Origin of the sequence: Gemella sanguinis ATCC 700632 (assembly GCF_000701685.1) — a bacterium.
GTDB classification, from domain to species: Bacteria; Bacillota; Bacilli; order Staphylococcales; family Gemellaceae; genus Gemella; species Gemella sanguinis.
In genome coordinates, this window is sequence record NZ_JNJO01000012.1 from 1 (window position 1) to 19,312 (window position 19,312).

General features: G+C 27.5%; 21 protein-coding genes and 1 pseudogene. 16 read left to right on the top strand and 6 right to left on the bottom strand.

All coding sequences use genetic code 11. The features are described from left to right. From T369_RS0106225 to dnaA, 4 genes and pseudogenes are all read right to left on the bottom strand, one after another. Positions 1 to 178, bottom strand: a pseudogene (locus tag T369_RS0106225) (IS5/IS1182 family transposase); the annotation flags it as partial. Between the two features lie 191 nt (positions 179 to 369). Next, positions 370 to 1,563, bottom strand: a complete 1,194-nt coding sequence (locus T369_RS0106230) for a CynX/NimT family MFS transporter (RefSeq protein WP_031553136.1) — start codon at positions 1,561 to 1,563, stop codon at positions 370 to 372. Positions 1,564 to 1,656: 93 nt separating this feature from the next. Then, complete coding sequence (gene dnaN, locus T369_RS0106235) at positions 1,657 to 2,796, bottom strand: DNA polymerase III subunit beta (RefSeq protein WP_031553139.1); 1,140 nt, start codon at positions 2,794 to 2,796, stop codon at positions 1,657 to 1,659. 160 nt (positions 2,797 to 2,956) lie between these two features. Beyond that, positions 2,957 to 4,432, bottom strand: coding sequence for a chromosomal replication initiator protein DnaA (dnaA, locus tag T369_RS0106240; protein ID WP_031553141.1), 1,476 nt, complete (start codon positions 4,430 to 4,432; stop codon positions 2,957 to 2,959). Between the two features lie 568 nt (positions 4,433 to 5,000). Here dnaA and rpmH point away from each other — a divergent pair. The 12 genes from rpmH to T369_RS0106305 all read left to right on the top strand — a co-directional run bounded on the left by rpmH (position 5,001) and on the right by T369_RS0106305 (position 12,973). After that, entirely contained in the window at positions 5,001 to 5,135 is a 135-nt protein-coding gene (rpmH, locus tag T369_RS0106245; RefSeq protein WP_003144116.1) for a 50S ribosomal protein L34, read from the top strand. Between the two features lie 492 nt (positions 5,136 to 5,627). Further along, positions 5,628 to 5,840 (top strand): hypothetical protein, encoded by a 213-nt coding sequence (locus T369_RS0106250; RefSeq protein WP_031553142.1) that lies wholly within the window; start codon positions 5,628 to 5,630, stop codon positions 5,838 to 5,840. Between the two features lie 19 nt (positions 5,841 to 5,859). After that, the gene (rnpA, locus tag T369_RS0106255) at positions 5,860 to 6,204 is read left to right on the top strand and encodes a ribonuclease P protein component (RefSeq protein ID WP_006363810.1); all 345 of its coding nucleotides are present in this window, start codon (positions 5,860 to 5,862) and stop codon (positions 6,202 to 6,204) included. A gap of 2 nt (positions 6,205 to 6,206) precedes the next feature. After that, a complete protein-coding gene (jag, locus tag T369_RS0106260; RefSeq protein ID WP_031553144.1) occupies positions 6,207 to 7,061 on the top strand; it encodes an RNA-binding cell elongation regulator Jag/EloR in 855 nt (284 codons plus the stop codon). 8 nt (positions 7,062 to 7,069) lie between these two features. After that, on the top strand, positions 7,070 to 7,435 hold the full coding sequence (locus T369_RS0106265; protein ID WP_031553146.1) for a response regulator: 366 nt from the start codon (positions 7,070 to 7,072) through the stop codon (positions 7,433 to 7,435). A 561-nt stretch (positions 7,436 to 7,996) separates the two neighbouring features. Continuing rightward, entirely contained in the window at positions 7,997 to 8,305 is a 309-nt protein-coding gene (locus T369_RS0106275; protein ID WP_031553150.1) for a hypothetical protein, read from the top strand. Positions 8,306 to 8,390: 85 nt separating this feature from the next. Next, positions 8,391 to 8,696, top strand: coding sequence for a hypothetical protein (locus tag T369_RS0106280; RefSeq protein ID WP_031553152.1), 306 nt, complete (start codon positions 8,391 to 8,393; stop codon positions 8,694 to 8,696). Between the two features lie 335 nt (positions 8,697 to 9,031). Further along, positions 9,032 to 10,414, top strand: a complete 1,383-nt coding sequence (gene mnmE / locus T369_RS0106285) for a tRNA uridine-5-carboxymethylaminomethyl(34) synthesis GTPase MnmE (RefSeq protein WP_031553154.1) — start codon at positions 9,032 to 9,034, stop codon at positions 10,412 to 10,414. 46 nt (positions 10,415 to 10,460) lie between these two features. After that, positions 10,461 to 11,225, top strand: a complete 765-nt coding sequence (locus T369_RS0106290; protein ID WP_031553156.1) for an exodeoxyribonuclease III — start codon at positions 10,461 to 10,463, stop codon at positions 11,223 to 11,225. Between the two features lie 113 nt (positions 11,226 to 11,338). After that, positions 11,339 to 11,851 (top strand): GNAT family N-acetyltransferase, encoded by a 513-nt coding sequence (locus tag T369_RS0106295; protein WP_031553159.1) that lies wholly within the window; start codon positions 11,339 to 11,341, stop codon positions 11,849 to 11,851. Between the two features lie 28 nt (positions 11,852 to 11,879). Further along, complete coding sequence (locus T369_RS0106300; RefSeq protein WP_233417886.1) at positions 11,880 to 12,341, top strand: DUF3290 family protein; 462 nt, start codon at positions 11,880 to 11,882, stop codon at positions 12,339 to 12,341. Beyond that, positions 12,341 to 12,973, top strand: a complete 633-nt coding sequence (locus tag T369_RS0106305; RefSeq protein ID WP_031553165.1) for a DUF421 domain-containing protein — start codon at positions 12,341 to 12,343, stop codon at positions 12,971 to 12,973. Before T369_RS0106300 ends, T369_RS0106305 begins: the two co-directional genes overlap by 1 nt. Before the next feature lie 78 nt (positions 12,974 to 13,051). Here T369_RS0106305 and T369_RS0106310 read toward each other — a convergent pair whose 3' ends face one another. Continuing rightward, entirely contained in the window at positions 13,052 to 13,333 is a 282-nt protein-coding gene (locus tag T369_RS0106310) for a GNAT family N-acetyltransferase (protein ID WP_031553169.1), read from the bottom strand. A gap of 628 nt (positions 13,334 to 13,961) precedes the next feature. Between T369_RS0106310 and T369_RS0106315 the strand changes: the two genes are divergently transcribed. Next, positions 13,962 to 15,239 carry an O-acetylhomoserine aminocarboxypropyltransferase/cysteine synthase family protein gene (locus tag T369_RS0106315; RefSeq protein WP_031553171.1) on the top strand — a complete coding sequence of 426 codons (1,278 nt, stop codon included), beginning with the start codon at positions 13,962 to 13,964 and terminating at the stop codon, positions 15,237 to 15,239. Between the two features lie 371 nt (positions 15,240 to 15,610). Here T369_RS0106315 and fabZ read toward each other — a convergent pair whose 3' ends face one another. Further along, the gene (gene fabZ, locus T369_RS0106320) at positions 15,611 to 16,072 is read right to left on the bottom strand and encodes a 3-hydroxyacyl-ACP dehydratase FabZ (protein ID WP_031553173.1); all 462 of its coding nucleotides are present in this window, start codon (positions 16,070 to 16,072) and stop codon (positions 15,611 to 15,613) included. Positions 16,073 to 16,737: 665 nt separating this feature from the next. Between fabZ and T369_RS0106325 the strand changes: the two genes are divergently transcribed. The 3 genes from T369_RS0106325 (at position 16,738) to T369_RS0106335 (ending at position 19,310) form a co-directional block, all read left to right on the top strand. After that, a complete protein-coding gene (locus T369_RS0106325; RefSeq protein ID WP_031553174.1) occupies positions 16,738 to 17,406 on the top strand; it encodes a response regulator transcription factor in 669 nt (222 codons plus the stop codon). Next, positions 17,406 to 18,392, top strand: coding sequence for a sensor histidine kinase (locus T369_RS0106330; RefSeq protein WP_031553176.1), 987 nt, complete (start codon positions 17,406 to 17,408; stop codon positions 18,390 to 18,392). Before T369_RS0106325 ends, T369_RS0106330 begins: the two co-directional genes overlap by 1 nt. A gap of 165 nt (positions 18,393 to 18,557) precedes the next feature. Further along, a complete protein-coding gene (locus T369_RS0106335) occupies positions 18,558 to 19,310 on the top strand; it encodes an ABC transporter ATP-binding protein (protein ID WP_031553178.1) in 753 nt (250 codons plus the stop codon). Positions 19,311 to 19,312 lie beyond the last annotated feature (2 nt).

Here is a 19,312-nt window from a genome sequence, read left to right on the forward strand (position 1 = left end):
TTGTTTCTCTCATAGATTTTATTCCATAAAAGTCTTTTAAAAATACCAGTTTAAATAATACAACAGGATCTAGACTATTTCTCCCTGTCGTATGGCTATAGTATTTTTCTGTTAAATCATAAATAAATTTAAAATCGATAGCTTTATCTACTTTTCTTAAAAAATGGTCTTTAGGTACTATTTCTGATAGTGTCATTAGTATTATTTCATCTTTTATATTTTCTACTTTATTAAACATACTAAAACCTCCTTTATATACTTATATTATACCATTTTAAAGGTTTTATTTCAGTTAAAAAAAGGCTGTTGACCTATTTGTCAACAGCCTGAAAAATATCAAGTAAAATAATACTTGATATTTTTTATTATTTAATCTTCTATAATATTTCCATCTGAACTACAATGTAATAATGTTACTAGTAATGCTATAGCTGTTAATATTAATATGTATATTGCTACATTCCAGTTAGATATATCTCTTATATATCCTAATAATGGTGGGAATATCGCAGCAAGTAAATAACCACCTGACTGAGCTAATCCTGAAATATTAGCTGATTCTTTTTCATTTCTTGCTTTTGCTGAGAATAGATACATTACATAAGAGAATGATCCTCCTCCAGCTAATGCAAATAAAATTACTAAGATTGCCATTAATGTAAAGTTACCATGTACATATACCATTCCTAATAATGATACTATATATCCTACTACTATAAAAATAGGAATAATTAATTTATTTTTTAACTTATCAGCTAATACTGGTACTAAAAATGTAGATGGAAATTGTGCAAATTGACTTATTGATAATAGTAATCCAGCCGCTTCTGGAGTAAATCCTTTACTTATCATTATTTCAGAAAACCAAGAAACACTACAATAGAATAATGCTGATTGAAGTCCCATACTTAAAGTTAAAGTCCACATTTTCAAACTACCTAAGTAATTTTTAATACCATCAGATTTTTCTGCTACTACATTTTCTACAGTAGCTTTTCTAGAAATATAAAAGTAAACTATCGCATTTAAGATAGCTATCACTATCCAAATATTAACAGCTAATCCTATAGAAAATTCAGTACCTCCTATATTAGAACTTGCTATTGGATAACTTATTCCCGCAGCTAAAGCAGCACTCACATTCATCACGACTGCATAAAATCCAGTCATAACTCCTAGATTTTCTGGGAAATATTTTTTAGCTATTCCTGGTAATAATACGTTACCTACTGTTATTCCTACACCTACAATAAATGTAGCAAAGAAAAACACATAAGTATTTAGATAAAATCTTAAACCTAAACCAATAGTAATAATTATTGCAGAAAAGAATACAGTTTTTTCTAGACCTAACTTTCCAGAAAATTTACTAACAACCGGACTACATAAAGCGAACGCTATTAGTGGAATTGTTGTTATTAAACCAACTACTGTATTATTTATATTTAAGATACCTTTTAAAGGTCCAGATATTGCCCCTACAGAAGTAATAGGCGATCTAAGTATCATACCTAATAAAACTATACCTAATATAATAATTACTTTATTTATATTTTTTGTCATTATATATCCTTTCTCAAATCTTTCTCACAAAAAAGAAGATAGAATAAACAAAACAATTACTATTCATTCTACTTCTTTTTTTATTTTTTAATTTTAATAAGTTCTTACTGGTAGAATAAGTTCAATAATATCTCTATGATAATCACTTGGTTGAACTATAAATGCAGTTAATTCACCAGAAAACTTAATTACGATTTCTTCAGAAGCAATAGCTGAAACTGCATCTTTCAAATATTTACCAGATACAGATATTTCAAAACTATCATCTTCTAATTTAGAATTAACTTGTAATTCTTCAACAGCACTACCTAAATCTTTAGCCTGTGAAGAAATTTCTAAGTTACCTTCAGTTACTACTAATTTAATAATATCATCTTTATCTTCTCTACTCATAAGTGAGATTCTATCAACAGCATTGAAAAACTCTCTACTATCTGCAGTAAATGAACATTCAAACATAGTTGGAATAAGTTTTTCTGTATTTGGATAATTACCACTTATTAATAAAACAGTATAAACTACATTTTGGTAGTAAAGAACTATTCTATTATTTTCATAGAAGATTTCAACCTCATCTCCACCAGTTTCTATCATTCTTTGGAAGTATGTTAGAGCCTTACGTGGAATAATTAGATTAAATTCTTTTTCTGCATCTTCATCATTTAAAACTATTTGTCTTCTACTTAGACGATAAGAGTCTGTAGCAGTCGCAGTTAAAATTTTATTTTTTAATGAGAAGTTAACACCTTCTAAAATAGGTCTTTGATCATTAGGTGCTGTACAGAATACTGTTTCTCTAATAATATCATTAAATACTGTAGCTTCTAATTTAAGACTATTTTCTCTAGATATTACAGGAAATTCTGGATATTCCATAGCATCATAACCTTTAATATTAAATTCACTCTTACCTGAATGAATTTTAATAAACGAATCTGTACTTTCAAATTCAATAAGATTAGTAGGTGCTTTTCTTATAATTTCTATAAAATTACGAGAAGGTAATACTACTTGTCCTTCTTCTTCTATAGTAATAATTTCTTTATCATCTTTATAAGCATCTATTATAAATTCAACAGATACTAAAGAATCACTTGCTTTTAATACTAAGTTGTTAGAAGATAGTTCTAATTTAATTCCTTTTAAAATTTCAAAAAGAGAATTAGGAGCTATAACTCTAGCAACATGATTTAGACCTTCTAAAAAATCAGATTTTTCTATAGTAAATTTCATTTTGTCTCCTTATATATAATATATATTAAATAAAATAATAATAATAATAAGGGCTGTTAACACTGTGGAAAACTCCACCCAAATTAAAAATAAATTGTAAAGTTTGCTGTGAATAACTTGTTAATAACTAACACAAAAAGTTAATACTTATTAACAGCTATTATATTTGACCTAACTTTTCTTTAATCATAGAGATGTTTTCAAAAATATCAGGGAATTCATCTTCATTTAACTTAGCTATCTTATTAAATGAATAAAGAATAGAAGTATGGTCCTTATTAAAGTGTTGACCTATCGCAGGAAACGATAGATTAGTAAGTTCACGACATAAGTAAATAGCTATATTTCTAGCTTGAACAACTTCTTTTTTTCTAGTAGAAGAAAGAATATCATCTTTTCTAATAGAATAAAAATCAGAACAAGCATTAATAATATGATCAGGTGAAATATTTTTACGAGGAGCTTTTCTCACATCTTTTAATATTTCTTCTGCGATTTGAAGAGAAGGTTTTTTATTCATTGTAGCTGACATAGATTTAATACTCTTTAAAACACCTTCTAATTCTCTTATATTTGATGAAACATTATTAGAAATATATATAAGAGTCTCTTCATCTAACTCAATGTCAAACTGAGTACATTTATATTTTAATATAGCCATACGAGTTTCAAAGTCCGGTGGTGTAATATCTGTAGTAACACCTTGTTCAAATCGAGTAACAAGACGATCTTCTAGATCATTAAGTTGAGAAGGTGACTTATCACTTATAAGAACTATTTGTTTTTGGTTCATTTGAAGCTCATTAAAAGTGTGGAAAAATGCATTTTGTGTTTCAGTTTTTCCAGATAAAAACTGAATATCATCAATAAGTAAGGCATCTATCTCACGATACTTACGTCTGAAATCTTCATCAGCATTATCATTTTTATTTTTCATAGGTTTAATAGAGGCTAAAAACTCATTTAAGAATTTTTCCGATGAAATACACTCTATTTTAAACTCAGGAAAGTTTTTCTCCATTTCATTACCTATAGCATGTAAAAGGTGTGTTTTACCTAATCCAGCTCCACCGTAGATAAATAAGGGGTTATAGATACCACCAGGAGAATCAGCAACGTTATAAGCAACGTTATGAGCATATATATTACCAGCACCAACGACAAAATTATCAAATGTATAGTTTTTATTTAGCGTTGGGTTCTTTTTGCTGTTAAAAGCATTATTAGAGGAAACAGGCTTTTTATATTCATCTAAAGGTAAACTTTGTTTTTGATAAAAGTGTTGAGCTCCAGAAGGCTTATTACCTTGTAAGAAGTTTTGTCTAATAATATCTTCAGCAGCAGGTGTTGTTTTAGTTGGTTTTTCAGGTATTTCAAAATTATTATCAAGTGAATCATACTCAATATTAAAATCAAAACCAGTAGTATTCTTTAATATTTGTTTAAGACGTGCATCGTAAGCTCCATGAATAAATTGAGATACAAGAGCTTCTTTACTAGTAATTACGATAATCTTATTAGCAAAATCAACTTTATCAATAGAGGCACCTAAAAACCAAGTTTCAAAAACTTGAGCAGGAAGTTCTGCTTTTAATTCTTTAAGAATAATCTCCCATAAAAAATTAGAATTACTCAAAAAAAATCCCTCCTTAAAAAAATGTACACTAAATTATATCATAAAAAAAGAGATAAACCAAATAAAAAATTAAAGTTATTCACAGTCTGTGGAAAAACTTTTAATAACTATGAAAAACGAAAAGAAATTCTCTGTGAAAAACGTAAAAAAAGTATAAATTTTATAAAAAGTATAAAGAAAAATAACAAGTTTTTAACAGTTAAGAATATTATAAGAAAAGTAATTTAATATTTTTTCACACATAATTCACAGCTGTGGAAAACTTTATTAAGTGAAATTGTGAAAAAGTATAAATTTCTGTGGAAAAACAGTAAGTTTTGAAAATGAATTTTGAACATATTCATAACTTTTTAACAGTTATTCTATGAAAAACTAACTAAATCTGTGGAAAACTTTTAAATATATATTTTTTTATTTGTTAAAAAAGTTTTCAATAAATATCTCTATTTGAGCTATATTTTTTAAAATTTTTAAAGGTTTCTTCTTGATTAATTAAGCTAGATATGTTAAACTAAATCAGTTATTACATCTATCTATTAAGAATTAAAGAAAACTCGAGGAGGATAAAATGAAACGTACGTATCAACCAAATAAAAGAAAACATTCAAAAGTACACGGATTTAGAGCTAGAATGAGCACTAAAAACGGAAGAAATGTATTAGCTAGACGTAGAGCTAAAGGAAGAAAAGTTCTTTCTGCTTAATATATAAGTACTTAAAGCATCGCTTCGGCGATGCTTTTTTGCGTTATACGTTAGTATTTCGAATGTTGAAAACATGAAGAAATACTTACGTATAACGTATGCAAAAGGAACTTGAATTTTGAAGACGCAAGGATGAAAAAATTCCTAGTTCCAACTGCTGCGTTTAAAATAGGTCTGCGCAGAAATGCTTACGTATAACGTATGCAAAAAGAACTTGAATTTCGAAGACGCAAGGATGAAGAAATTCTTAGTTCTGACTGCGGCGTTGACTGCTTAAAGCAACTGCGGTGTTGTTAATAAATACTCGTAAAATACTTACGTATAACGTATGCAAAAGGAACTTGAATTTTGAAGACGCAAGGATGAAAAAATTCCTAGTTCCTACAGTGAATATCAGCCAAGGATAGAGTCGTCTTCCTCCCTATCCTTGGGATATTCTTGAGTACGTTACTCAATAAGATTTCTTTGTATCTTACAGATTTAAGAAATCTAATGATTAACGCAACTGCAGCGTTGAAAATAGGTCTGCGCAGAAATGCTTACGTACAACGTATGCAAAAAGAACTTGAATTTCGAAGATATTGTATAGAAAAACATACTTTAAAAATTAAAAATGTAAAAAGAAAAATATTCTATAACTCAAACAAGATAGATAATTTAAAGAAAGATAGTTGTAAAAATTTCAAGAAACTGTTAAAATATTAGTGTTAAGAAAGGTTTAAAGATGAAAAAAGAATATAGAGTAAAAAAAAGTCAAGATTTTGATAATATAATAAGAAAAAAACAATCTTTTGCTAATAGACAGTTTGTTATTTATTATCAAGAAAATAAACTAGATCATATGCGCTTAGGTATTTCTGTGAGTAAAAAATTAGGAAAAGCTCACGAAAGAAATAGGCTAAAAAGATATGTAAGAGAGAGTTTTAAGACAAGGAAAGATTTCTTAAAAAATTACGATATTATAATTATAGTAAGACCTGCGGCAAAAGGATTATCATTTTTAGAGTTTGGTAGTTCAATTGACCACGTATTAAAAAGATCAAAATTATATAGAGGAAAGAGGGTTTAAAAATGGAAAAAGAGTTTATTTATGTAGCAGGAACAGTAGATGAGGCTATAAAAAATGGTTTAACAGACTTAGGATTAAAAGAAGAAGATGTTAAAATAGAAGTATTAGAAGGTGGAAGTGCTGGTATCTTTGGGTTATTTAAAAAAGAAGCTAGAGTAAAATTATCTCCACTAGATAGTGAATTTAAAAAAGAAGATAAACCAAAAGTAGAAGAAAAAGAAGTTAAAGAAGTAAAACCTGAAGTAAAAGAAGAAGTTAAAGAACAAAAACAAGAAGAAAAAGTTGTTGTTAAAGAAGAAAAAGAAACACCAGTAGTCGAAAAAACTACAGAAGTACAAGAAGAAACAGTAGTTGAAAAAGAAGAAGTAAAAGAACAAAAACCAAAAAGAGAAGACTATATTGTAAAAAATCAAGATAAAATAGTTAGCTATTTACAAAATATAGTAATAGCTATGGGATATCCAGATGCTACTGTAGAATTTAGTGAAGATGGAAATAGACATTTCACATTAAATATAAAAACAGAAGAAAATACAAGCCTAATTATAGGTAAAAGAGGTTCAACTCTTAATAGTTTACAATTTTTAGTAAACAATTACGCTAAAAAATTCAGTTCACACTTCTTTAGAATAGAAGTAGACTGTGATGATTATAGAGAAAGTCGTAAGAAAACTTTAGAAGAATTAGCACTAAATCTTGCTAAAAAATCTAAAAAAACAGGAAGACCAGTTGAATTAGAACCAATGACAAGTGTTGAAAGAAAAATTATTCACAATGCTTTAACTGGTATAAAAAATGTTGAAACAGAATCACGTGGTGAAGAACCATATAGATATTTAGTTATAACAGCAAAATAGGAGAAACAATGAAATCAATACTAATTGTTGATGATAGTGCATATTATAGAAGTCGTGGCGCAGAGATAGCTGAATTAGCTGGTTTTAAGTGTCATTTTGCAGAAAATGGAGAACAAGCAGTAAGGATGTATCATAGAATACAACCGGACATAGTTACAATGGATATTTGTATGCCTCTTATGGATGGTCTAGAGGCTACTAAACAAATCTGTTCTCGCTATCCTAATGCAAATGTACTTATTTGTAGTAGTGTAGGTCATGTGCCAGTATATCGACGTCAAGCGTATGATAACGGAGCTAAAGGTATTCTTCCAAAAGAATATGATTTAGATGAATTAGAATTTGCTATAAAAGAAATAGAACTAATGAAATAAAAATGAGTAAGGCGTTAGCCCTACTCATTTTCTTTAACTTAAAAAAGACATTTAGAAGTAATTAAGTAATATATAACATAAATTTATGACTTTATTAACTAATTACCTATAAAATGGAGAAAGACCCGCAAAGTAGCGAGACTATATTAGGAAGGAAAATATATAAAATATAGGTGTTTTGTTGAAAAAAGATTATTAATTTTATAATATTATTGATTGAAATAGTTTTTCTATAGATGTTATAATACAAGAGAGAGGGCTAAGCTGTCTTCGCTGCACCAGTGTTTTTCGTTAGTTATGGAGCTATACAAGACAGTAAAGTAATTAATAAAGAAATAAAGTTATTACATAAAAAATTCTCAGAATTAAAAGATATTTTAGATTTTATTTATGAGAATAAAGGGATTGTATATTCAAAAAAATTAGTTGAATATATTATAAAATCAAGTTTAGATGAGGTTTCATCTAATATTAAGGAAAATATTTAAAAAAATGTAATAAAGCATTAACATAAGAAAGTAGTTGCTTTCTCTTATTTATAATTTTAAGGAGGTAATAACTATGTCAAAATTACAAATTTTAATTTTTTCAGGGATTTCTATATTATTGATAGTTATAGGAAGAACTATGGAAAATAATTATTCGTTAAAATCAGGAGTAGCTATATTAGCTATAATGTCATTTATCACAGGATATAATATGGTAATTCAAAATCGAATAGATTTATTTGCGGGTTCAGGTTTAAAAAAAGAAGATTTGGATAATTTATCGGAAGAAGTAAAAATTAAATATAGACCTGTAACCTTAAGTTGTGGATTATTCTCATTTGTTGTTGGAATATATTTAATATATACTATTTTTAATAAATAATTAGGGATAAGGGTTGAGAGAAAACTATAAAATTAGGATATTTTGACCTCTATATCAAATATATCGCTTTATAAGGAGAATAAATATGCTAAAAAAAACAATATTATTATCTTTGTTAACGGTAGGTGTAGGTTTAATAATAATATCGAATAATAAAGGAGTAATGAAAAGTGGAGGAATAATAGTAACCGTGGGTATGTTGTATGGATCTTTTGAATTACTATTTAGGAATAGTGTAGAATTACTTTCTGGATCTAAAATTACTAGCAAAGACTTAAAAAAACTACCTTTAGAAACGCAAAAAAAATATAGAAAAGCAACAATATTAGTTGGTATTCTGTGTTTATTAGGGAGTATATTAAATATGTATGCTGTGCTTTATAGGTTATAGTGACATAGATAAAAAAATGAGTAAGGTATATTTGCCCTACTCATTTTCTTTAACTTAAAAAAGACATTTAGAAGTAATTAAGTAATATATAACATAAATTTATGACCTTATTAATTAATTACCTATAAAATGGAGAAAGACCCGCAAAGTAGCGAGCCTATATTATGAAAAAAATATTATTAACTGATTACTATTATATATAACTTACTTAAAGGGAACTTAAAATGCTACTTAAAATTTCAAAAAAAGATAATAAGTTTCAAATATATAATATAATAGTGTATAATTAATAAGGTATTTAGAAAGATAAAAAATTAGAAAGAAGGAGTACAGTAATGAGTGAAACGATTTGCGCTATATCTACTGCCTTAGGAGAAGGTGCTATTGGTATAGTAAGACTTAGTGGTGATGAAGCTTTTAGTATAGCGGATAAAATAGTAAGATTACCTAAAGGTAAAACTGTAGAAAGCTTACCTACCCACACTATTAACTATGGAAATGTTATTGATCCAGCAACAAATGAAAAAATAGAAGAAATAATGCTTGTTAAAATGGTAGGTCCACGTACATATACTACAGAAGATGTTGTAGAAATAAATTGTCACGGTGGAATAATTACTATTCAAAAAGTATTAGCCTTATGCTTAGAACATGGAGCAAGAATGGCAGAGCCTGGTGAATTTACAAAACGTGCCTTTTTAAATGGACGTATAGACTTAACACAAGCAGAAGCTGTTATCGACTTTATTAAGAGTAAAACAGACGAAGCTAGTCAAATAGCTAACAATCAAATGCAAGGCCGCCTATCTACCCTTATAAAACGACTAAGAGCAGAAATTTTAGATATATTAACGGTAGTAGAAGTTAATATAGATTATCCAGAATATGATGACCTTGAAATAGAGACAACAAAAACTATTTTAGAAAAATCAACAAGTATAAAACGTAGTTTAGAAGAATTATTAGAAACTTCTAAACAAGGTAAAATAATAAAAGAAGGTATAAACACAGCTATTATAGGACGTCCTAATGTAGGTAAAAGTTCATTATTAAATAACCTATTACAAGAAAATAAAGCTATTGTAACTGATATAGCTGGAACTACGCGTGACGTACTAGAAGAGTATGTAAATATTAAAGGAGTACCTATAAAATTAATAGATACAGCGGGTATTCGTGAAACAGATGATATAGTAGAACAAATAGGAGTTCAACGTAGTAAAGAAGCATTAGAAAAAGCGGATTTAGTATTATTCTTACTTAATAGTAGTGAAGAACTAACAGAAGATGACAGAGAATTATTAAAACTAACTGAAGGAAAAACTACTATAGTAATACTAAATAAATTAGATTTAGAAACAAAAATAGATTTAGAAGAAGTAGAAAAATTAGCACATAATCACCCTATTATCAAAACTTCTATGACTACTTATAAAGGTATAGATGAATTAGAAAAAAATATTAGAGATTTATTCTTTGGAGGAGCAGCAAGACCAAAAGATGCTACTTACCTATCTAATACACGTCAAATTAATTTAATTCAAAGAGCCCTATCAAGTCTAAATGAAGCAATAGGAGCTGCAGAATTAGGATTAGAAGTAGATATGGTGCTTATAGATTACACAAATGCTTTTAATTTATTAGGAGAAGTAATTGGAGAAAACTCAGGAGATGAGTTAATTAATGAATTATTTAGTAGATTCTGTTTAGGAAAATAAAATGTTTCGCGTGAAACAAAAGTAAAATATATAGGAGAATTAAATAATGAAATGTATAAGTTTTAATGTAAATGGTCTACGTGCTATAGTAGGAAAAAACTTTGAAGAAGATTTTAAAAAATTAGATGCAGATTTTTTCTGTTTGCAAGAAACTAAAATGCAAGAAGGTCAATTAGATTTACAATTTGAAGGTTATTATAGCTATTTTAACTATGCAGAACGTAAAGGTTATTCAGGAACAGCAATATATACAAAACACAAACCTTTAAATGTAACATATGGAATTGGAATAGAAGAACATGATAAAGAAGGTCGTGTAATAACATTAGAATATGATAATTTCTTCTTTATCACAGTTTATACACCTAACTCAGGAAGTGAATTAAAGAGATTAGAATATAGAATGAGTTGGGAAGATGATTTTAAAGATTATTTATTAACACTAAATAAAGATAAAGGTGTTATTGTTTGTGGAGATTTAAATGTTGCTCACACAGAAATAGATTTAAAAAATCCAAAAACTAATGTAAAAAATGCTGGATTCACACCAGAAGAAAGAGAAAAATTTACAAAGTTATTAGATGCAGGTTTTATCGATACATTTAGATATTTCAATCCAGACTTAACAGGTGCTTATTCATGGTGGAGCTATAGATTTAATGCTCGTAAAAATAATTCAGGGTGGAGAATTGATTACTTTTTAGTAAGTAAGGACTTGAAAAAATACTTAGTTAGTGCTAAAATACATAATGATATTTTTGGTAGTGATCATTGTCCAGTAGAACTTGTATTAGATGAAACTTTGATGTAAAGTAGAATATAATTCGGAGAGAACAAATATAGGTCTCTCCGAATTATATTATGAAAGTAAGATGATTATTATTAAAAATAGTTTCAAAATTACCCAAAAAGGTAGGTAATATAATGTTAAGAAAAGCAAATAGTACAGAAATAGAAGAAATAATGTCAGTAATAGAGGATGGTAAAGAGTTTTTAAAACAACAAGGTATAAATCAATGGCAACACGGTTCACCAGGGTGTAGTGATGTAGAAAATGATATAAAACAAGAAACATCATATGTTTATGAGTTAGATGGTGAAATAGTCGGAACAGCTATGTTAAATACTTATGACGCTGATTATGAGAAATACCCTACTCTTTGGACAAAATGTAATAAATACCTAGTTATCCATCGTTTATCTATAAAAAAAGAATATCGTTCACAAGGTATAGGACATAAATTTATGAATGATATTATTTTATTTGCTAAAGAAAATAGTGTAGAATACATAAGAATAGATACTCATAAAGACAATGTAATAATAAGAAAATATTTAAGTAAAAACAACTTTAAAGAGCTAGATGAAATAAAATTATCAATGAAAAATAGTTTAGATGATAAAGAAAGAATAGCTTATGAGTTAAAAATAGAATAATATAAATGTTTCACGTAAAACAAAAGGAGTGATAGGTTTGAAATTTTACTCTTATGAATATTTATTAAATAAAATAGATCAGAGTAATACTATAACATATATAATAGGAGGCTGCTTACTATTAATAATAATAGGATCACTATTTAAGTATTATAAAAATAGACAAGATAGTAAGTATAGAGAATTAGCTATCATAATGGTAGTAGGCATCTTTTTATTAATTGGGATACAAATAAGTGATTATCAAAGTAATAGTATATCAGCTAATCAGTATAAGAGTTCTGTTAAATTTATTGAGGAAGTTTCAGAAAAATTAAATATTGACAAAACACATATTTATATAAATAGTGAAGTATCTATAGAAAATTCATTTTTAAAAATAGATGACAACTACTATAGAGTTATAAGTAGCGAGAAAAAGGATGATTATTTACTAGAGAAAATAGAATTGGTAGAACCAATTGTTGAAAAAGTAGAGGTGAAAAAATAATGCAACTTTCATATATAGAAATAGCGGTAAAACTAGCTTTAGGTTTATTATCGCTTGTAATAGTAATTAATATATCAGGAAAAGGAAACTTAGCCCCTACTTCAGCAAGTGATCAGGTTCAAAACTATGTACTCGGGGGAATAATAGGAGGAGTAATATATAGTCCATCAATATCTATTTTACAATATTTAAATATATTATTAATATGGATAATTTTGGTATTAGGTATGAAGTGGTTAAAAACAAATAACTCATACTTTAAAAAAATGATAGATGGACAACCTACAACAATAATAAAAAAAGGAAAAATAGATATAGAAGCAACAAGAAAAGCAGGTTTAACAGCGCAAGATGTTGCATTTAAATTAAGAACACAAGGTGTCTATAGTATTCAAAAAGTAAAAAGAGCAGTTTTAGAACAAAATGGACAACTAATTATAATACAACAAGGTGAGGAAAATCCTAAATATCCGGTAATTACTGATGGAACTATCCAACATAGCACGCTAGAATCAATAGATAAAACAGAAGAATGGTTATTGGAAGAATTGAAAGATATGGGGTATAAAAATGAAAGTGATATCTTTATAGCTGAATATGATAAAGGTCAATTACATATAGTAGAATATTAATTAAATAAAGATAAAAACAAATAAAAACATAAAATTTATCAATATAATAAATTTTATGTTTTTTTGTTTTATAAAATACTATTTATCTACGTTAATAAAATCGTAAGAAGAATCTTCTTCAAACTTTTTAACTACATACGAACAACTAGCTTTAATCTTTTTATTTTGTTGTTTCATATCTTCAACAAGAGCGTTTAGAAGCTTTCCAGCAACACCTTGCCCTCTTAATGAAGAATCAACAAATGTGTGGTCTGCAACAACTACATTAGGATCAGAAGTATTAGCATAAGTAATTTCGGCTATTAATTTGCCATTTTCATCGTGTTTAACGAAACCATTATTAGTTTTTTCGAATTTCATAGTAAACCTCCCTAGCTAAATATAATATTAGCTATAATTATTTATTGTACATCTTCATTATAGCATATTTAAAATAGTAATACGAATGTTAAAAATAATAAAAATATAAAAAATAAAAAGAGTAATAATTTTATATTAATGATATTAAGTATTTTATTGTTAAAATTTTAAAAATTATAATATATAAAATTTAAATATTTTTTTTTGAGAAACATTTTATAGAAGAAAAAAATAAGAGAAAAAATTTATAAAAAAGTGTTGACAAATAAAAAAAACAGGTGTACAATGAGTACAAACTTAATAAAAAACGTTGAAAAGATAAGTAGATTAGTACGTAGCTAAAACAGAGAGTTGCTGGGTGGTGCGAAGTAACAAAGTGAAGATTAATTGAAAATGGTCTTAGAGTTTTGTTTATCTAATAGGTAAACACGTGAGTTGCACGATATAGCACGCAGTATAATTTTGTACTGGCTAAGGTACTAGCTGTAAAGTTAGTATAAAGTAGAGTGGTAACGCGAATATTAACATACTCGCCTCTATTGCAAACGCAATAGGGGTGAGTTTTTTTATTTATTACACTCCCCTAATCTATTATCAATAAAACAAACGAGAAAAGAGGAAACACAATATGACAAGAAAATTTAGTTTTGAAACATTACAATTACACGCAGGACAAACTGTTGGAGATACTAAATCTCGTGCAGTACCAATTTATCAAACAACATCTTTTGTATTTGATGATACTGAAGAAGCTGCTGATTTATTCGCTTTAAGAAAAGCGGGGAATATTTATACTCGTATAACTAACCCTACTACTTCTGTATTTGAAGAACGTATTAACGCTTTAGAAGGTGGTGTTGGTGCACTAGCTGTTGCATCAGGAATGGCAGCAATCACTTATGTATTTCTAACTTTAGCTCATGCTGGAGATCATATCGTATCATCTAAAACGGTATATGGTGGAACATATAACCTATTCAAATTAACATTACCACGTTATGGTATTAATACAACATTCGTTGATCCAGATAACTTTGAAGAAGTAGAAGCAGCAATCAATGAGAATACAAAAGCTCTATTTGTAGAAACATTAGGAAATCCATTAGCTAACGTTGCTGATTTAGAAAAATGGGCAGAAATTGCACACAAACATAAAATTCCATTAGTAGTAGATAATACATTCGCTACACCATACTTAATTAATGCATTTAGCCACGGTGTTGATATTATCGTTCACTCTGCAACTAAATTTATCGGAGGACATGGTACTTCAATCGCTGGTGTGATTGTAGACAGTGGTAAATTTGATTGGGAAGGTAGTGGTAAATTCCCACAATTAGTAGAAGAAGATCCAAGTTACCACAACTTAAGTTATACACGTGATGTAGGACCAGCTGCATTTATTACTAATGTAAGAACACAGTTATTACGTGATACAGGTGCTGCTTTATCACCATTTAATGCATTCTTATTATTACAAGGATTAGAAACACTATCTCTACGTGTAGAACGTCACATAGAAAATACTAAAAAAGTAATAGACTTCTTAGTAAATCATCCAAAAGTAGAAAGTGTGAACTACCCTGGTTTAGAAAATAGTAAATATTATGAACTAGCTAAAAAATACTTACCAAAAGGTACTGGTTCTATATTCTCATTTGATGTAGTTGGTGGAGAAGAAGCTGCAAGAAAAGTAATAGATAGTTTAGAAATATTCTCTAACCTTGCAAACGTAGCTGACGCTAAGAGTTTAGTAGTGCACCCAGCTTCAACAACTCATGGGCAATTAAGTCCAGAGGAGTTAGCTTATACAGGTATTACTCCATCACAAATCCGTTTATCAATCGGATTAGAAAATGCTGATGACTTAATTGAAGACTTAAGATTAGCGTTAGAAAATATTTAATATAGAACAAACAAAAATGTTTTACGTGAAACATTTATAAGATTACTAAATACCAAATAACCTTAAAAAAATATATATTTATAGAATATGTGCGGGGTTAAGACTCGACTTCTGATAATTTAATAACCGTTTATTTTTGTATTGTATATTTATAATAAACACGTCTTAACCCTCGCGAGTTTTCTCTTTTTGGAAGGTGATTAACAAAAGATAAATAATGATAAAAACAGTATCGACATTTATCTTTATAGTTAATCACCTTCTTTTATATTCAGTTATAAAAAAGAGGGTATATAAAAAAAGTCTTTTTAGGGGAATATCCTAAAAAGACCTATATAAAGGATAATAATTAAGTTAATAGGGTGAAAAAACTAGCTTTTAGCTATTAACATATCACCTGAGGCAACTTCTTTACCATTTTCATCTTGAATCACAGCATTTACTCTTATAAGACTACGTAAACTAGACTGTAGTTCACATATAATCTTTAATTGATCCCCAGCTGTTACTAATCTTTTAAATTTAAAGTTTTTAACGCTAGCTAAATAACCAACGTTATTTGTGACAGTTTCAAAGTCAGTCTGTTCATTTATTTCATCTACTCCTAAAGAGTCTAAAATACACAGTAAACCAGCAGATTGTGCTGCCATTTCAATCATTAAAACTCCTGGTACAACAGGTTTTTTAGGAAAATGCCCTTGAAAATAAGGTTCATTTATCGTTATATTTTTACGACATTCAATTGAACCAGGTTTATAACTAATTACTTTATCTACCAATAGAAAAGGGTAGGTATGAGGTAATAACTTCATTATAGTTTCAATATTAATCATGATAATAAAACTCCTTTTTGTAAAAAATTATTTCAATACTTATTAAAAACACCTTAAAACATTAAATATCTTTACTATATATAATAGAATTTTATTCTTCAATTGTCAAATTAAATAGAAAAAATCGCTTAATTAAATAAAACTATAATTTCTTAAGTTATTAAAGCTAGTTAAAATATTTTTTTAGTGATTTTTTACTATAAGTAGATTAAATTTAGAATGAAATATCTTGTTTTTTCACTCCCTTCCCTTTTTTCTTACATATTCTCCTCTTCCCCCTTTTTTCAGGTGCTTTCCCTCTTTTTTTACATAGATCTATTCCTTTTTCTTTAAAAATCACAATAAATGTTACATATTCATTCCTTTAATACGTATTTTACTACTAAATAATGAATATCCGCCCTCCTCTTTTTTGCTTCTAGACGCTCTCCCCTCCCCTATCAGTATTTTATTATTTAAATTTTATTTATAAAAGCAGTTAACTACAAGAAATATCGATTATAAAATATTAAGGTGAATTAATTTTAATTTTATTATAAAAATTATAAATAACTTTAATATTTAAGGAAAATACTCCTCTTTTATATAAATTTAAGAATTAATTTCTGTTTGTTTACATTTTATGGTATAATTTTATTAAAGTTTTACAATAAGGAGGAGATAATATGTATAAAGTAATGATAGTAGAAGATGATGAGATAATCTCTAACTCAATAGCTGGCTATCTTAATAAATGGCAGTACACTACACATGAAGTAAGTAACTTTCAAAATGTTATTACTGAATTTGTAGAAGAAAAGCCCGATATAGTGTTAATGGATATAAATCTCCCCTATTTTGATGGATATTATTTTTGTGAAGAAATAAGAAAAATATCTAAAGTACCTATTATATTTATTTCATCAGCTAGTGATGATATGAATATAGTTATGGCTATGAATATTGGTGCGGATGATTTTATAGAAAAACCTTTTAAACTAGTGGTATTAAAAGCTAAAATAGAAGCTCTATTAAGACGTGTTTATAATTTTAATAGTAGTAATTCGCTAATTGTTTATAAGGAAGTTATATTTGATATAAATAAAGATGAAATTAAATACAAAGATAATATTGCAACATTAACAAAAAATGAAAGTAAAATTTTGACGATATTATTAGAAAATAGAGAAAAGATTGTTTCTAGAGAAGATATAATAGCTGCTTTATGGCAAAGTGATAATTTTATAGATGAGAATACACTTTCTGTAAATGTTAATAGACTGCGATCAAAATTAAAAGATATAGGAATAGCTGATTTTATAATTACAAAAAAAGGTAAAGGGTATATGGTTTAATGGATATAATAAAGAGTTATATAAAGAAAAATTTAAAAATATACTTATTGCTTATCGTCTTTATTTTTATCTTTGTTTTAATATTTTATTTATACAATCTACCTTTTGAATCCTTGTTTTATGGTGGTTTATTATGTTTTCTAGTTTCTTTAATAGCGAGCATAATAGATTATAATAATTATAGAAAAAGTTATATCGATTTAAAATATCTTGAAACTAATATTTTAAGTAGTATGGAAGACTTGCCTAAGAGTTTAGATATAAGAGTTGAATACTATCAAAAGATTATCGAAAGATTGCATAATGAAGTAGAAAGACTAAAAATTGAAGATAATAAAAAAATGGAAGATTTAGCTGATTACTATAGTATGTGGATTCATCAAATAAAAACACCAATAGCTGCGATGAATTTTCTATTAGATAATGAAGAAACTGATGTAAAAGTATTTAAACAAGAATTATTTAAAATAGAAAGATATGTAGAGATGGTTCTTACATATATCCGTCTAGGTAGTGAAACTTCAGACTATGTAATAACGAGTATTGATTTAGATGAAGTAGTAAGAGAAAACATAAAGAAATATGCGACATTATTTATTAATAAGAAGATTAAATTAAATTATGTTTCACATGAAACATATGTAATAAGTGATAAAAAATGGCTTGGTTTCGCATTTGAACAACTTCTTAGTAACGCTATAAAATATACGAAAAGCGGCGGTGAGATAAGTATAAATATATCTGAGAGTGAATTAATAATAGAAGATAATGGAATTGGTATTTACGAAGAAGATTTACCAAGAATCTTCGAACAAAGTTTCACTGGATTAAATGGAAGATATGAGAAAAAATCAAGTGGTCTAGGTTTATATCTATGTAAAAAGACTTTGGATAAACTTCAACACAAGATAGAAATAACTTCTGAAGTGAACAAAGGAACAAAAGTAAAAGTTAGTTTTCCTAAGAAAGATATATTTAGAGATTAAAAACTCTAGTCTTACAAAATTGTAAGATTAGAGTCTTTTTTGTAAGGAAAATCGATAGAACGAGTAAGAAAAGTAAGGTAAAATATAAATATAAACAAGATAAAACTTGTAGATAAAAGTTCGAACTAGTTAAATTAGATTAAGATAAAATTAGGAGTGATAAAGATGTTATTAGAAGTAAACAATATTAGAAAAGTTTATACAACAAGATTAAGTACACAAAGTACAGAAGCATTAAAAAATGTGAATTTCTCAGTAGACAATGGTGAGTATGTAGCGATTATGGGAGAAAGTGGTAGCGGGAAAACGACTTTGCTTAACATACTAGCTACATTTGATAAAGCAACTTCAGGTAATGTATTGCTAAATAATTTAGATTTAAGTAAGTTAAAGGATAAAGACTTAGCAGATTTTCGTCGTGATAATTTAGGTTTTGTTTTCCAAGATTTCAATTTATTAGATAATTTTTCAATAAAAGATAATATTCTTTTACCATTAGTTTTAGCAAATAAAAAATATAAAGATATGGAAGCAAGATTAGAAAAAGTTACTAAACCTTTAGGTATAGACCAACTAATTAATAAATATCCATATGAAATCTCAGGTGGTCAAAGACAAAGAGTTGCAGTAGCCCGTGCGATTATAACAAACCCATCACTAATTTTGGCGGATGAGCCAACAGGTGCTCTTGATTCAAAATCAACAGATCAACTATTAAATGTTTTTGATAAGTTAAATGAAGTTGGACAAACAATTATAATGGTTACGCACTCTGTAAAAACAGCGGCGAGAGCTAAACGAGTATTGTTTATTAAAGATGGAGTAGTTTTCCATGAATTAAGAAAAGGAAATGCAACAGCAAATGAAATGTTCCAAAAAATAAATGATACACTATCATTGATGCAGGCAGGTGAGTAAAA